The 15,101-nt window shown below is 66.4% G+C and carries 9 protein-coding genes and 4 pseudogenes; 1 reads left to right on the forward strand and 12 read right to left on the reverse strand.

Annotation, left to right across the window (positions count from 1 at the left end; all coding sequences use genetic code 11):
- Window positions 1-7 precede the first annotated feature (7 nt).
- The 4 genes and pseudogenes from G6N41_RS00835 to G6N41_RS27640 all read right to left on the reverse strand — a co-directional run bounded on the left by G6N41_RS00835 (window position 8) and on the right by G6N41_RS27640 (window position 5,159).
- A complete protein-coding gene (locus G6N41_RS00835) occupies window positions 8-880 on the reverse strand; it encodes a class II glutamine amidotransferase (protein ID WP_198966314.1) in 873 nt (290 codons plus the stop codon).
- A 32-nt stretch (window positions 881-912) separates the two neighbouring features.
- A complete protein-coding gene (locus G6N41_RS00840) occupies window positions 913-1,386 on the reverse strand; it encodes an SRPBCC family protein (protein WP_198966315.1) in 474 nt (157 codons plus the stop codon).
- A gap of 149 nt (window positions 1,387-1,535) precedes the next feature.
- Window positions 1,536-3,696: pseudogene (locus tag G6N41_RS29385) on the reverse strand (PE family protein).
- A gap of 560 nt (window positions 3,697-4,256) precedes the next feature.
- Complete coding sequence (locus G6N41_RS27640; protein WP_231608751.1) at window positions 4,257-5,159, reverse strand: SUMF1/EgtB/PvdO family nonheme iron enzyme; 903 nt, start codon at window positions 5,157-5,159, stop codon at window positions 4,257-4,259.
- Window positions 5,160-5,256: 97 nt separating this feature from the next.
- Here G6N41_RS27640 and G6N41_RS00855 point away from each other — a divergent pair.
- Window positions 5,257-6,130, forward strand: a pseudogene (locus G6N41_RS00855) (IS5 family transposase).
- Between the two features lie 20 nt (window positions 6,131-6,150).
- Here the strand turns inward: G6N41_RS00855 and G6N41_RS27645 are convergent.
- The 8 genes and pseudogenes from G6N41_RS27645 to G6N41_RS00890 form a co-directional block, all read right to left on the reverse strand.
- Window positions 6,151-6,360, reverse strand: a pseudogene (locus G6N41_RS27645) (PGRS repeat-containing protein); the annotation flags it as partial.
- Entirely contained in the window at window positions 6,311-6,682 is a 372-nt protein-coding gene (locus G6N41_RS27650) for a PE family protein (protein ID WP_321573800.1), read from the reverse strand. The gene G6N41_RS27650 and the pseudogene G6N41_RS27645, both read right to left, overlap by 50 nt.
- Before the next feature lie 708 nt (window positions 6,683-7,390).
- Entirely contained in the window at window positions 7,391-8,272 is an 882-nt protein-coding gene (locus G6N41_RS00865) for a formylglycine-generating enzyme family protein (protein WP_198966316.1), read from the reverse strand.
- On the reverse strand, window positions 8,265-9,161 hold the full coding sequence (locus G6N41_RS00870; protein WP_198966317.1) for an HAD family hydrolase: 897 nt from the start codon (window positions 9,159-9,161) through the stop codon (window positions 8,265-8,267). Before G6N41_RS00870 ends, G6N41_RS00865 begins: the two co-directional genes overlap by 8 nt.
- Window positions 9,162-10,719: pseudogene (locus G6N41_RS00875) on the reverse strand (arylsulfatase). It lies immediately after the preceding gene.
- A 111-nt stretch (window positions 10,720-10,830) separates the two neighbouring features.
- Window positions 10,831-11,889: an NAD(P)H-dependent amine dehydrogenase family protein gene (locus G6N41_RS00880; RefSeq protein WP_198966318.1), complete on the reverse strand. Its 1,059-nt coding sequence runs from the start codon at window positions 11,887-11,889 to the stop codon at window positions 10,831-10,833.
- Window positions 11,890-11,996: 107 nt separating this feature from the next.
- Window positions 11,997-13,628, reverse strand: coding sequence for a fatty acid--CoA ligase (locus tag G6N41_RS00885; RefSeq protein WP_198966319.1), 1,632 nt, complete (start codon window positions 13,626-13,628; stop codon window positions 11,997-11,999).
- 121 nt (window positions 13,629-13,749) lie between these two features.
- Window positions 13,750-14,949, reverse strand: coding sequence for a YncE family protein (locus G6N41_RS00890; RefSeq protein WP_198966320.1), 1,200 nt, complete (start codon window positions 14,947-14,949; stop codon window positions 13,750-13,752).
- Window positions 14,950-15,101: the final 152 nt, after the last annotated feature.

Below are 15,101 nucleotides of genomic sequence, written 5' to 3' on the forward strand. Positions count from 1 at the left end.
AGCCCACTCAGGCCGGCGGGTGCAGCGCCTCTTGGACCTCCGGACCCAGGTCGGCGAGCCGCAGCCGATGCCGGGGCGGGTCGGGCAGCGCCAGGCTTCGGGTGATCCGCAGATCGGCATCGACGTGTACCAACTCCCCCGGCTCCAGCAGGCGCCAGCGTGGGTCGTCGTCCATCGGCTGGCTGGCGAACACCACCGACGGCCGGGTGCGCAGGTGCTCGGAACGCGCGCGAATCCGCTTGGTGCGCAAGTGGAACTCGCACCTGGGGGCCGGCGCACCATTACGCCGGTCCAGGATGTAGAGGTTGTGCGACTCCGGGTAACGCAGCGCCCACATCCCAGTGGCGGTGCTGAGTAAGACATTGACCGCATAGATCGGCACGTTTGCGGCCAGCCACCCCATCGCGTCGAGCAGACCGGCGGACACGTCGCCGTCATGGGTGCGGATCGCGGCCGTGGTCAGCGCGAAAACCCGCTCGGAGTCGGTCTGCCCCTGCACCAGACCGGCGGTGCCCACCTCCCGCAACCGGGTGTCGAGCAATTCGAGATCCCCCAGCGTCCCGTTGTGCGCGAAGATCCGGCCGTCCTGCAGAAACGGGTGGGTATTGACCACCGAGTGCGATCCGGCGGTCGCGTAGCGAACGTGAGCGATGAAGGTCGTGCCCGTCATCTCGTGCGCCTCGGCGGCAAAGTCGGCGTCCTGCCAGGCGGCTATCGGCTGCTTGTGCAGCTCGGGCCGGCCCCGGTCGTCGAACACGCCCAGACCCGTCCCGTCGGGGTTTCGCTTGCTTTGGGCGGCGAAGCTATCTGGGGCGTTGAGCAACCAAAACGTGGCGGTGACGCAGTCCCGTCCCGCGTGCAGGCCATAGAGTCGGCACATGACGTCGACGGTAGCTGGAGCTAGACGCGTGCTCAGCGCGTCAGCAGCGCGGACAGGTTACGTAGCCCCCGACGGGCGTAGCCCTTCCACAACATCCCGAACACCGGTAGCGCCGGCGCGGCCAACGCAGACTTCGGATGAATGGTCCAGCGCCAGGTGATCTGGGTACCGCCGTCCGCCGGAGTGAAGATCCATGCACCCACCACCTGGCCGACCAGCAACGACATCGGGCCTTTGATGTCGGAGAGCCGGTAGCCGAATGATCGGGGCGAGTCGAGGCTGGTCAACTCCTCGTGCACACTGCCGCCGCCGACCAGGAAGAGTTTGCGGGTCTGGCCCGCCGCGTCCCAAGCACCGGTTTGGTCGCGGACCTCCTTGATCGGCGGGATGGGCCTATACCAGTGGTTGAAGACTTCCGGCAGCGGCGCCGGAAGCGTGCCGCGGAACGCTTGGTCGCCGGGGACCGGGATGACCAGCGATTGCTCGACGACGATAGGTGCTGCCATTGGTAGTCGGGGTCACCGGGCCCGATGGCCCGCTTGCCCCTGCCCCCCCTTCGCTGCGTCGGGTCGGCCGTGACGTGATCGGTGAACTTCCGACTCTACGCAGGGCGGCGCTGCACCGCCGATCCCGCGGCGCCGCTGTCCCTGCCCGGCTACAGCGCGCTGCTGGCGCCGGAGCCTCCGGCCTTGCCTTCGGCCCCGTGCTCACCTGGGCTGCCGCCGGAGGCGCTGGGGGCGCCGCCGCCACCGCCCTGACCGCCGCCGCCACCACCCCCGTTGGATCCGCCGTCCCCGGCGCCTTCCCCACCGTTGCCGCCGTCACCACCGGTGCCACCGTCGCCGCCGCCGGTGCCGAAGAAGCCGCCTTCACCGCCGTGCCCACCGTCACCACCGGCACCGCCCTGGCCGCCGACACCGCCGCACCACCATCGCCAACATTGCCGCCGGCCCCGCCCGTGCCAGCGGCACCACCAGCACCCCCGGTACCGCCCACGCCGCCACCGTCGCCGCCGACCCCGCCGACACCGCCCTTGCCACCAGTGCCGCCTTGGGCGCCGGCACCCCCGGTGCCGGAATCCCCGTCTTCAGCACCGGCACCGCCCGTTCCGCCGCCGCCACCGTTGCCGCCGGCGCCGCCGTCGCCGCCGGTGCCACCCTGCTGGGCCGCGATGGCCGGTTCGGTGGGGCTGCCCACCTTGCCGATACTGCCGACGTTGCCGTCACCACCGGCGCCGCCTTGTCCGCCCGCACCACCAAGTCCGTTGCTGCCCGCCGCGCCGCCGTCGGTTCCGGCGCCAGCAGCGCCCGCGTGTCCGCCGGTGCCCCCGGCCCCGCCGGCGGCACCGTCGCCGCCGGCGCCGGTGTTGTGCCCGCCTGCCCCACCCACTCCGCCGACGCCGCCTGTGCCACCGTTGCCGCCTTGGCCGCCGCCCACACCGCCGATGCCAGCACCGCCGGCGCCGCCCTGGCCGCCGGCGCCGCCATCGCCACCCTTGCAACCGTCGGTGGGGGTAGCCGAGTCGGTGCCAGCTACGCCAGCACCACCAGCACCGCCCCTGCCGCCGGCACCACCCGCTCCGGCAATGCCGCCCGCCCCGCCGGCAGCGCCGCCGATGCCGCCGGTACCTCCTCCGCCTCCGCCGTAGCCGACGCCGCTGCCCGTCGAATCGACGTCCCCGCCCCCACCGCTACCCCCGACGCCACCACCACCACCGGCGCCCGCGTGACCGGCCGTACCCAGCAAACCGGCCGCGCCACCAGCCCCCGAAGCGCCCCCGTTACCGCCCACACCGCCGGCCCCACCAGCGCTATTCGCACCCACGCCGCCGACACCACCGGCCCCACCGGTGCCACCATCCCCACCGGCTCCGCCCGCGCCGAGCAGGAAGTGATGAGCTCCGCCGGCACCACCGACCCCACCAACACCGCCGGTGAAACCAACCTCACCGGCCGCGCCGGTGTCACCGGTGCCGCCGCCCCCGCCGGCACCACCCCTTCCACCGACCCCACCGAACAAGGAGTTGTTGGCCCCGCCGACACCGCCGGCCCCGCCAGCGCCACCGTCCGTACCGAAGCCCACGCCGGTGCCACCCTCGCCGCCCGCACCACCGGCCCCGGGCCCAAACCACCAGCCCGTTGAACTGCCACCGTTGCCGCCGATCCCCCCAGCGCCCCCACCTGCACCGCCGACACCGCCGGCGCCGCCCACCCCGCCCGCACCAAACAACCACCCGCCGCTACCGCCGGCCCGCCGTTGCCCCCCACGCCACCGGCCGCCCCCGCACCACCGGCTCCACCGGCACCACCGCTACCGAACAGACCCGCCGACCCCCCGGCCCCGCCCGTACCCCCGACCGCACCCGACCCACCATTGCCGCCGTTGCCGATCAGGATCCCGCCGTCCCCGCCGGCCGCCCCGGTCCCCGCCGCCCCGTTGGCGCCGTTGCCGATCAGTGCCCGCCCGAACAACGCCATTGTGGGCGCGTTGATCAGACCCAGCAGATCTGTTTCCAAGGACTGCAACGATGACGCACCGGCGGCCTCGGCGGCGCCGTAGGCGCCCGCTCCCGCACGCAATGCCTGGACAAACCGCTCGTGAAATTCCGCCGCCTGCACGCCGAACGCCTGGTAGTCGCGGCCATAAGCACCGAAAACGCGCGCGATGGCCAGCGACACCTCATCTCCCGCTGCCGCCATCAGATCCGTTGTCGAGGCCGCCGCCGCGGTGTTGGCCGACCCGATCAGCGCCCCGATGTCGTTCAACTCCCCGGCGGCCGCCGCCATCAACTCGTGCGCGGCAAATACGTACGACATCGGTGAACCTCCAAACGGCCCATGCCTGCGACATGGGTCCCGTGGTGCGGCAGGTGCCGTGCGGGCGATGCTCTGCAACCGCGGCAATTGCAATCACAAAACGCCTGAACGCGACGTTTTAACATCGCGCCTTTCCCGCCAACTACACCGGAATTCAAAGGCAGTGTCAAGCCTCCAAGAATTCATTTTCGGATTAATTAGGAATTCAGTTTTCGGTGAATTGTTTACCCCGGTCCGTCGCTGCAGCGCAAGGCACACTCCATCACCATCACGTTGCGAAACCAGCCCGCTAAGCCGCCACCGTAGCGTTGTCATTTTTATAGCGCAACAACGATATTCGCCCGAGCACCAGCATCGTTACACCTCGGCGGCAGCGCCTCGCCCCGGCCCACAAAGCGGCAAAGTCGCATTGTCATATTTGGATCCGAATTCCAACCTATGCCAACCGGGGCGGCCATTCTTTCTGCCGCCACTTTGCAGGCATCATTTCCACTTTTCAGAGCCGGATTCTTGCCATTTTTGAACCACGACCGGACACCATTCCCAAAAGACGGTGTCGCTCAGTCGCGTACTACGCAGCGAAATCCAATGTGGCTCATGCCCGTATCGATCGGCTGTGGGCGGCGAGCGGCCGGCCGGTAGCGACGGCAGGAGCTGTCGGCACACAGGAACGAGCCGCCCTTGACGACCTTGCGCGGCACCCGGAACTGGGGTTGTTGGGGGTCATAGCTATCGGCCTCGGCGGCGGGCCGGGCCGAGGGGGTGTCGGTGTACCAGTCCACGATCCATTCCCAGACGTTGCCGGCCATATCGAATAGGCCATAGCCGTTGGGCTCGAAACTGCCCACTGGGCTGGTGCGCCCGTAGCCGGGTTCCGGTCGCCACGGGAAGTCGCCATGCCAGAAGTTCGCCAACCGCTGCCCCGGCCGCTCCGATTCTTCACCCCAGGTATAGTCCGCACCGGTCAGCCCGCCGCGGGCGGCGACTTCCCATTCGCCCTCGCCCCCACCGTTACCACCGGCGCCCGCCTGGCCAGCCGTGCCCAAAAGACCCGCCTCGCCGCCAGCGCCACCCGCGCCGCCAGCGCCGCCATCTCCACCGGCCCCGCCCGCGCCGAACAGGAACTGATGAGCGCCCCCAGCACCGCCCGCCCCGCCAACACCACCGGCGAAACCAACCTCATCGGCCGCGCCGGTTTCACCCGCTCCGCCCGCACCGCCGGCGCCCCCCGCCCCGCCAGTCCCACCGAACAAAGAGTTGCTCACGCCGCCCGCACCACCAGCTCCGCCGTCACCCCCGGCAGAGTCAAAGCCCACGCCCGTACCCCCGTCGCCGCCGGCACCACCGGCGCCGGGCGCTGACCACAGACCCGTAGCGCTGCCCCCGTTGCCGCCGATCCCTCCAGCGCCACCACCGGCCCCGCCGCAACCGCCGTCGCCGCCGGCCCCGCCTGCCCCGAACAACCACCCGCCGCTACCGCCGGCTCCGCCGTGACCGCCCGCCCCGCAGGCTAGGGCGTGTCTGCTTAATGTGAATGGTGTTTTGGCTGATGCTGTTTGGGTGATGCGGACGCATGCGATTTCTGATGATTTGTGGTCGCTGATCGTGGCGGTGTTGCCTGCGGGGCGGCGGCGTGGCCGGCCGTGGAACGATCATCGACGTACTCTGGAGGGCATTATCTGGCGTTACCGTACGGGATCTCCGTGGTGTGACCTGCCCGAGCACTTCGGTCCCTGGCAATCGGTGGCCGAGAGGCATCTACGCTGGTCGGTCGATGGTATCTACGCGCGGATCTTCGCGGCGATCGCCTCTGACCTCGACGCCGAGGACGCCGACCTGGGCGCACTGTTGTCGGTCGATTCGACCAGTGTGCGCGCCCACCAACACGCAGCCGGAGCGCGCTCCGGGCGCCGCACAGGGGGATCTGTCGAATTACAAGAAATATCTCGATGAGCCCGATGACCACGCCATTGGGCATTCCCGCGGCGGGCTGACTACCAAGATCCACGCCTTGACCGACCAGCTGTGCAGTCCGGTCACCCTGGCACTGTCGGCCGGTCAAGCCGGTGATAATCCGATGCTTTGGCCACTGCTGGCCGCCCGGTGCAGCAACTCATACGCCCCGTTTCACCTGCTGGCGGACAAGGCGTACTCCCATGACTCGACGCGGGCACAGCTGCGCCGGCTCAAGATCGCCCATACCATCCCCGAGCGCAGCGACCAGATCACCCGCCGCAAAGCCAAAGGCCGCAACAGAGGACGGCCTCCGGGGTTCTCAGGCCGAATCTACAAGCACCGCAACACCGTCGAGCGAAGCTTCAACCGGCTCAAACACTGGCGCGCGGTCGCCACCCGCTACGACAAATACGCCCTGACCTACCTCGGCGGTGCCACCCTGGCCGCCATCATCACCTACCACCGCGTCCGCAATTAGCAGACAGGACCTAGCCCGTCGCCGCCCGTTCCACCCCCACCACCGTTACCCAACAGGCCCGCCGAACCGCCGGCACCGCCCGCGCCACCGGGCGCACCCGACCCACCGCTGCCGCCGTTACCGAACAAGATCCCGCCGTCCCCGCCGGCCGCCCCGGTCCCCGCCGCCCCATCGGCGCCATTACCGATCAGCGGTCGCCCCAGCACTGCCATGGTGGGCGCGTTGATCAGGCCCAGCAGATCGCGCTCCAGGTCCTGCAAAGACGACGCACTGGCGGCCTCGGCAGCCCCATAGGCTACCCGCCCCCGCACGCAACGTCTCCACAAACCGCCCATGAAACTCGGCCGCCTGCACGCCAATCGCCTGATAGTCGCGGCCATAAGCACCAAAAGCCCGCGCAATCGCCAACGAGACCTCGTCACCGGCCGCCGCTATCAGATCCGTCGTCGAGGCCGCCGCTGCCGTGTTGGCCGCCCGCACCGTCGTTCCGATGTCGTTCAAGTTCCCGGCGGCCGCCGCCATCAGCTCGTGCGCGGCAAACACATATGACATCTGTGAACCTCCTACGGGCCCAAGGTTTGCGAGCTTGGGTCACGCGGTACCGCGCGCGGGCAATGGTCTGCAACCGCAGGAATTGCAACCCAAATCGCTTTAACGCCACGAATTTAATCGCATTATTGCTCGCCAACTACACAACAAAATACCAGCGGCGTCAAGCCAACTAAATTCAGTGTCGGATTAATTAATAATTAACTCTACGATAAATTTTTGAGCCAATCGAGACCCACAACGGATCGCTGCAAGACAGCACTGCAACGCAATCACGTAACCACCATGAAAAATCTGGGCCGCCATCGGTGTTGAACTGTAGCTATAGTGGGACAACATGATCCATCTATACTCCGCGCATCGACGCATCGCGACTACGTCGGCCATTTCAGGCCAGGCCCCAACCTAAAGTCGTTGCTGTTGTGGTCCCCGTACCCAAGCTCCAAGCAGAAGGCCGCCGAGGTTGCTACCGTCGTTACCGCCACGAAAATTTAGGATTCCATCATTTCCACCGCTAAAGCTGAAATGACCGTCATGTACGGAGCTGAGGGCTTGGGAGCCGCCATTACGGAAACGACGTCTGTGGGCCGTCGCAATATCCGGAGCCGCGATCATTCGAGGCCCGGTTCAAGTTGCTACCCCCGACCCGGGAGGCCGCACCCCGTCCCGACCTGACCGCCCGATCGGCTCCATACGACCGGGAACGCCACGTCAGTCATATGCTACACATCGAAAGCCGATATGGCTCATGCCCGTATCGACCGGCTGCGGACGCCGCGCGGCAGGTCGATAGCGCAGGCAGTAGCTGTCGGCGCACAGAAATGACCCACCCTTGACGACCTTGCGCGGCACCCGAAACTGGGGCTGTTGCGGGTCATAGCTGCCGGCTTCGCTGGGCGGGTCACCGATACGCGTATCGGCGTAGAAGTCGACGGTCCATTCCCACACGTTGCCGGCCATATCGAACAAGCCGTACCCATTGGGCCCAAAGCTGCCCACCGGCATGGTACGGCCGTAGCCGGGTTCGGGGCGCCATGGAAAATCGCCATGCCAATAGTTGGCCAACCGCTGTTCCGGCGCCTCCGGTTCATCGCCCCAGGTGTAGGTCGCGCCGGAAAGGCCGCCCCGCGCTGCGACCTCCCACTGTGCCTCGGTCGGCAGCGTCAACCCGGCCCACACCGCGTACGCTTCCGCATCCTCGTAGGCCACATGTACCACCGGATGATCGGCGCGCCGGGCGATCGACGAATGCGGGCCCGCGGGATGGCGCCAAGACGCGCCGGGAGTCCACGTCCACCACAAGCTGAGGTGGCGCAGGTCGACGGGGCCCGTGGTGCGGGTGAACACCATGGAGCCCGGTTGCAGGTTCTCCGGCGGCGCGCCCGGGTAGTCCGCCGGGTCCAGCGGTCGCTCGGCGACGGTGAGATAGCCTGTCGCGTCGACGAATTCGGCGAATTGAGTATTGGTCACCTGGTGCGCTTGGATCCGGAAGGCGTTGACGTCGACCTGTCGCAGCGGGCTCTCCTCGGGGTAGTGCACCTCGGACCCCAGCACAGCGGTCTGGGCGGGGATCCGGATCAGATCGTCAGTCACCGAAGACGGTCGCCCAGTCATTTTTGATTCTGGACACCACCCAGCCCGACGCGGCGGCCTGGTCGAGTGCCCGTTCGGCCCCTGCGGTGTAATCGAATTCGCGCTCCGCTTCATCGTGGCGAACCAGCAGCCGCAGCGCGGATCCGCCAGGTGTGTCGGCAAATTCGAGCATTTCGATATCCCCGTTGGAGTTGCCGGCAGCGAAAATCGGACGGCGCCCGATTCGGCTCCATAACCGCACCGGTTTCATCGGACGGTCGTCGAGGAATTCCGGCTGCGCGGTGGTGAACAGGCTGCCGTCGCGATAGATCAGCCCCACCGAGCTGCCCACCACCCGCTCCGGCGGAATGTCGTAGAGCGCACCGGTGATCGGGCGCATGAAGTCCCGGCCACCTCCGGAGACGATGTAGTTGGTGAATCCGTTGCCGGCCAGGTACTGCAGTAACTCCACCATCGGCAGATACCCGCATTCCCGATAGGGACGGCCCAGAGTCGGGTGTGTCGCCTCGGCGAAGAATGCCCGCACCCGGCTGGCGTGTTCCTCGACAGTAATCGCCTCATGCGCGGAAAGTATTGCCCCAACAAGAGGTTTCAGGTCCGTATCGTCACCTTCATAGTGCTTGGTGACGGCGTCACCGATCCAGCGCAGGTCATCCTCGTACACCGCTTTGTAGGGCTGGCGCTCCCGCAACGAAGGGTCAGCCGCAACCTGCTCGGCGAACCGGCGGACCAGGAAGTCCAGCTGGATATACATCGGCTTCTCACACCACAGTGTCCCGTCGTTGTCGAACACCGCGATACGTGCCTCGGGCTCCACCTCAGCGACGGTCTGATCGACAAAATCGACGATCGCCGCCTTGGTGGGGCCGTCGTTCCAATGCTCGAGCATCTAGTCCTTTACGATCGCCTGCAGCTTCTCCACGGCCTGATCGATCGTGAAGCTGGCCGGTGGATGCCGTGGCGGAAACTCCTTGAACGTCTCGAGGAACTGCGTGCATATCGCGGTGCCGTAGAAGGCGATGAAATCGTGGTCGAGGAACCAGTCGTAGTAGGTGTTGGATGTAATGTCAGCCCGCTCAAAAGGATCGGTGCGAAGATTGAAGATCTTGGGCACCCGCAGCGGAACGAATGGTTCGGCCCAGACCTGCAGCGTCCCCTGGCAGCGCTGTTCTTGGAAGACGATCTTCCAGTTGTGGAAACGGATACCCAGCACATCGCAGTCGTCGGAGAAGTAGATGAACCCCTGGCGCGGACTCTCTTCGACCTCACCGGTCAGATACGGCAGCAGGTTGAAGGCATCGAGGTGGACCTTGAACTCCTTGTCGTCTCCCCTGACGCTGATCTTGTGGCCCTTCTTCAACTTTTCGATGATGTCGGGCTCGCCGGCGGCCGCCAAGAAGGTAGGCAACCAGTCGTGATGCTGGATGATCTCGTTGGAGACCACGCCCGCGGAGATCTTGCCCGGCCAGCGAATCATCTCCGGAATGCGGAATGCGGAATGCGCCTTCCCAGTTGGTGTTCTTCTCACTGCGGAACGGGGTGGTTGCGCCGTCTGGCCAGGTGTTGGCGTGCGGGCCGTTGTCGGTGCTGTAGATGACGATCGTGTCCTCGGCAATACCCAGCTCGTCCACCGCATCCAGGATCCGTCCAACATGGCCGTCGTGGTCGATCATGGTGTCGTGGTAGGGCGACTGCCACACTCCTGCCTGGCCCACGCTTTCCGGCTTGGTGTGAGTGCGCAAATGCATGTGGGTCATATTCATCCACACGAAGAACGGGGTATCGGCCTCAACCTGCCGCTTCATGAAATCCAAGCAAGCGCCGGTGGTTTCGTCGTCGATGGTCTCCATCCGCTTCTTGGTTAGCGGGCCGGTGTCTTCGATGCGTTGCCTGCCGACCGGTCCATACTTGGGGTCGTCGGGCTCATCGGAAACCTCGTCGGTGGCCCAGCATCGGAGGACGCCGCGCGGCCGGTTCAGCTCGGCTAGCACCGGAAAACGATCGCTTTTCGGGTAGTCCGGCAGCTCTGGTTCTTCCTCGGCATTGAGGTGGTAGAGGTTTCCGAAGAACTCGTCGAACCCGTGCACGGTCGGTAGGTGCTTGTTGCGGTCGCCGAAGTGATTCTTGCCGAACTGCCCGGTGGCGTAGCCAAGGGGTTTGAGCAATTCCGCGATGGTCGGGTCCTCGGCCGACCAGCCGATGTCGGAGCCCGGCATCCCGACCTTGCTCATGCCCGTGCGGTACACGCTCTGCCCGCTGATAAACGCCGCATGCCCTGCGGTGCAGCTCTGCTCCCCGTAGGCGTCGGTGAAACGCATGCCTTCGTTGGCGATCCGATCGATGTGCGGCGTGCGATATCCCATCAAACAGTCGCTGTAGCAGCTGAGATTGGTGATGCCGATGTCGTCGCCCCAAATGACAAGGATGTTGGGTTTTCCGTTGGGCATGAATCGCAGCCTACGTAAATCCGTGGCGCAATGGCACCCCTCGCGGGCGTGTCGACACGGGTCGGCTCGCCCGTCGTGCCCGCGGCCGGCGAGCGCCCCCGCGGCGAACGATCAGTTAGACAGCTCGGGTGCGGCCCGGCCGGTGATCAGCGGCAAGTCGAAGAAGCTCTGGATGCCCGCCGGTGCCGCGCAGGTCGCCGGGACGGCGTTGACGCAGTGCGCCGCCGTGGCGACGATTCCCGGGTTGCTCTGCAAACCCGCGGCCACACTGTCGGGCTGCCATCCCTTGATGGTGACAAAGGCGTCGGGATGTCCGCGCACCTCGATCTCGTAGCGCTCCCCGGCGGGGACGAAAGACCATGGTGGGTCTAGGTTTTCCTCACCCATCAGCCAGTTCACGGCGATCTCGACGACCGCCGTGTCGCCAACCACGGCCTCCCAGTGGAAGCGGCGCCCCGCCACCTGGCCCGGCTCGATCACTCCGATCGGCGATTCGATCGGCGCGGTCGCCACCGCCACCTCCTGCGAGGTGCGGATCTGCGGGTCGGCGGCAAAGCCGAGGCGGTCCACGCAGAGCCGGACCGACTGCATGAAGCCGCCGTCGAGCAGCTTTTGCATCGGCCCGGTCAGCGCACTGTCCGGGGTACCCCCGAAACCCATCACATAGCGCAGCACATCCGGCGCACCGTAGGTGCGTAGGTCGGAAAACTCCCCGGAGCGAACGAAAGTCACGCCGGTGGACATCACCGACAGCAACAGCGGGAACAGTTCGGTGGCCGCGCCCGGGCCGATACCGGCACCGTGCAGCGTGGCGTTGCCGGACTGCGCAGCGACTTCGATTGGGGCAGCTTCCTTTTCGGTCGGGTAGAACCAGCCCAGCGGCGTGACCACGCTCTTGCCCGAATGCAGCAGAGCCGCAACCTCATCGACGCTGGGCATCAGCGGCGCATAGATCACCGCGTCGGCGTCGAGTGCGAGAATCTCGTCGACGCTGTTGGTCGTGATCACGCCCAACGGCGGCGTCCCGATGATCTCACCGACGTCGACGCCGCTCTTGGCCTCCGAGTACACCCAGCAGCCGACGAGTTCGAGTTCGGGATGCTCGAGAACACCTTTGATTGCGGCAACACCGACCGACCCGGTTGCCCACTGCACGACTCGCAGGCCCATGACCCCACCTTCCTCGCACTTCGTTGCGTTGGCTCGCTGCCTCTGGCGAGCAGACACAGAATCGCACGTTTGGCGCCGAGGCTATGCGAGTCTGTGTCTGCTCGCGCTCAGTTGTGTACCTCGGTGACCTGGTAGACGCCCTCCGCATAACCGGCCCTGATGGTCTTCTTGTCGTACTTACCCACACTGGTGCGCGGAACCTGATCGGCAAATGCCCACCGTTCGGGCAGCCACCATCGAACCACCCGGTCCGCAAGGAACTTTCGCAGTTCCGCGGCGCTGACCGTGGCCCCCTCGCGGCGAACCACGACGGCCAGCGGCCGCTCCTGCCAGCGCTCATCGGGGACGCCCACCACCGCGGCCTCGACCACATCGGGATGAGCGATCAGACAGTTCTCCAACTCCACCGAGGAGATCCATTCCCCGCCGGACTTGATGACATCCTTGGCCCGGTCGGTCAACGTGATGAAGCCCAGCTCATCGATGCGCCCGACATCGCCGGTGCGCAGCCAGCCGGAATCGAACTTGGACTGGTCATAGCCCAGGTAGTAGGCGCCGGTGACCCACGGGCCGCGGACCTCTACCTCGCCCACGGCCTGGCCGTCGTTGGGCAGCGCCTCGCCGTTGTCGTCGACGATCCTGGTTTCCACGCCGCACACCGGCTGGCCCTGCGTGGACCGGATCGCCCAGTGCCGGTCCGGCGGGGTTCCCGGCGGCGGCCAGGCCATGGTGGCCAACGGCGACGTTTCCGTCATCCCCCACAACTGCCGGATTTGGACGCCGTACTTTTCTTCGAACGTCCGCATCAGCGATTCCGGAACCGCCGAGCCACCGCAGGCCACCAGCCCCAACGAGGACGCGTCGTGGCCGGGATTTTTCTCCAGGTAGTGCATGACGTCGTTCCAGATGGTCGGCACCGCGCCGGCCCGGGTAGGGCGCAGGTTCTCCACCATGTGAACTAGCGACCTGGCGTCGAGATGGCGGTCGGGTAGCACCAGATCCGCGCCGGCCATCAGCGCGGCGTAGGGCAGCCCCCAGGCGTTGGCATGAAACATCGGCACGATCGGCAGCACCCGATCGTTGGATCCCACGCCGATACCGTTTGCGGTACAGGTCGCCATCGAGTGTAAAAAGCTTGAACGATGGCTGTAGACAACGCCTTTCGGGTGTCCGGTGGTACCGCTGGTGTAACACATGGCGGCGGCGGAGTTCTCGTCGATGTGCGGCCAATCGAACTCGGTCGATTGGCCGTCGAGCAGCTCGTCGTAGCGCAGCACGGTCTTGCCCGACTCTTCCAGCGCCGCGGTGTCTCCCTCCCCGACCGCGATTACCGTGTGCACGGTGCCGAGGTTGGGCAGCACCGGGGCCAGCAGGTTGGTCAAGGACAGGTCGACCAGGACCACCTGGTCTTCGGCCTCGTTGGCGACGTAGGCGATCTGCTCGGCGAACAGCCGGATATTGAGGGTGTGCAGCACCGCCCCCATCGACGGCACCGCCAGGTAGGCCACCAGGTGTTCGGCGTTGTTCCACATGAACGTGGCCACCCGCTGGTCACCGGAAATGGCCAGTCCGCGCAGCGCGTTTGCCAGTTGGGCGGCACGCTGTCCGACTTCGCGATAGGTGGTCTGACGGTAGGCGTCACCTGTCGCGGTGATCACCTGTCGCGACCCGTGAACGCCACAGCCGTGGCGCATGATCGCGGTGATCGTCAGAGGAAAATCCTGCATCGTGCTGTACATCGATGTACCGCCTTACGGGTCCCGGCGCAGCACCGCCTCGTGTCGGCCTCCGGCGAATGCTATCGCCGCCCGCCACCATAAGAAACGGGCTCCCCCGCAGAACCGCGCCCAGCAGGGGCCGTTAGGCCAGCGCCGCCTCGAACTGCAGCAGCTCAGGCATGACCCAATCGGCCGACAAACCCTGGCACAGGGCGTTGTCGATGGCTGACACGCCCAGATCAACCAACGTCATGGTGACCGTTCCGGAATAGTCAGCGACGTACAGGCGGTCGCCGCCCGGGCTTTCGATCGCGGCGGACGGCTGGTTGACCCGCACAGTGCCGATGACATCCTGCGAGCGCGCGCTGAGCACGGTGACACGGTCCTCGCTCACCAGGTAGGCACGCTCGCCGTTGCCGCCGATGGAAAGCCGGGTGATCAGACCGCCGATCTCCTCGATCTTGCGGGTGCCGGTGATCTTGCGGGTGCGGGTGTCGACAACGTCGATCACCGCGCCGAAGTCGGCGCCGCAACTGGCGACGTAGGCGGTGGTGCCGTCGGGGCTGATCGCGACATCACGAACCGAAGAGCCGATCTCAATCGTGTCGATGATGCGCAGATCGCGCGGGAACTGCTGCACGACAGATCCGGCCACGCCCTTGCCATTCCTGCCCCGCGAGCGCGCGCGTCCGCCGCGGACCGGATTGAGTTCGGACTCCGCGTGGGTTGCCACGACCATGAGCTGGCCGCCGGACGGTCCGTTGGCGCCGACGTAAACGCGTTGGCCGTCGGCGCTGACGCGGACACATTCGGTGGTGAGGCCGGACTTGGTAGCGATGTCGACCAGATCGACACGGCCCGTTGCGGTGTCAAGAACAGCGATGTCGGCACCGCGAGCGCCGTTGCGGCTGGCGTAGACGTACTTTCCATCCGAGCTGGCCGCCAGGTCACTGACGCTGAGCGCCAGCGGGTGGGTGGAGACGACGGCGTTGGTGGCGACATCGATCACGGCAATGGCGTCATACGCAGTCGAAACGGTGCTCACGTAGGCGCGGTTGGCGGCTGGGCCGCCCGTGGTGACCGCGAAAGCCTCATCGATGCCGGTGATGGTCTCCACCACCCGGCAGGTGTCGGTGTCGATCACCGACACGCTGTTGTCGCCGTAGTTGGTCACCATCAGGCGACTGCCGTCGGGACTGATGCCGATGTCACCGATGGGCCCGTTGGCCACCGCAATCTCGAAGGAGGTCGGGAAATCGGGTGCGGTACCCAACTCGAAGACCTGGACATCCCCGCCATCGCGATCATTCCAGCCGGTCTGCTGGCCGTTCACGTCGCTCACGCTGGCACCGCCTTTGCTGTTTTGAAAACTCCATGCGAGCGCCGTATATCGCGACAACCCTGTGCGATCCTCGGCGGCCGATCCAAACCGGATTTCAGCACCAAAAAGGCGCTGATCGACTGCTTTCGCCCGAGTCTAGCTCCTTAATTCTG

This window comes from Mycobacterium shottsii (assembly GCF_010728525.1).
Classification (GTDB): Bacteria; Actinomycetota; Actinomycetes; order Mycobacteriales; family Mycobacteriaceae; genus Mycobacterium; species Mycobacterium marinum.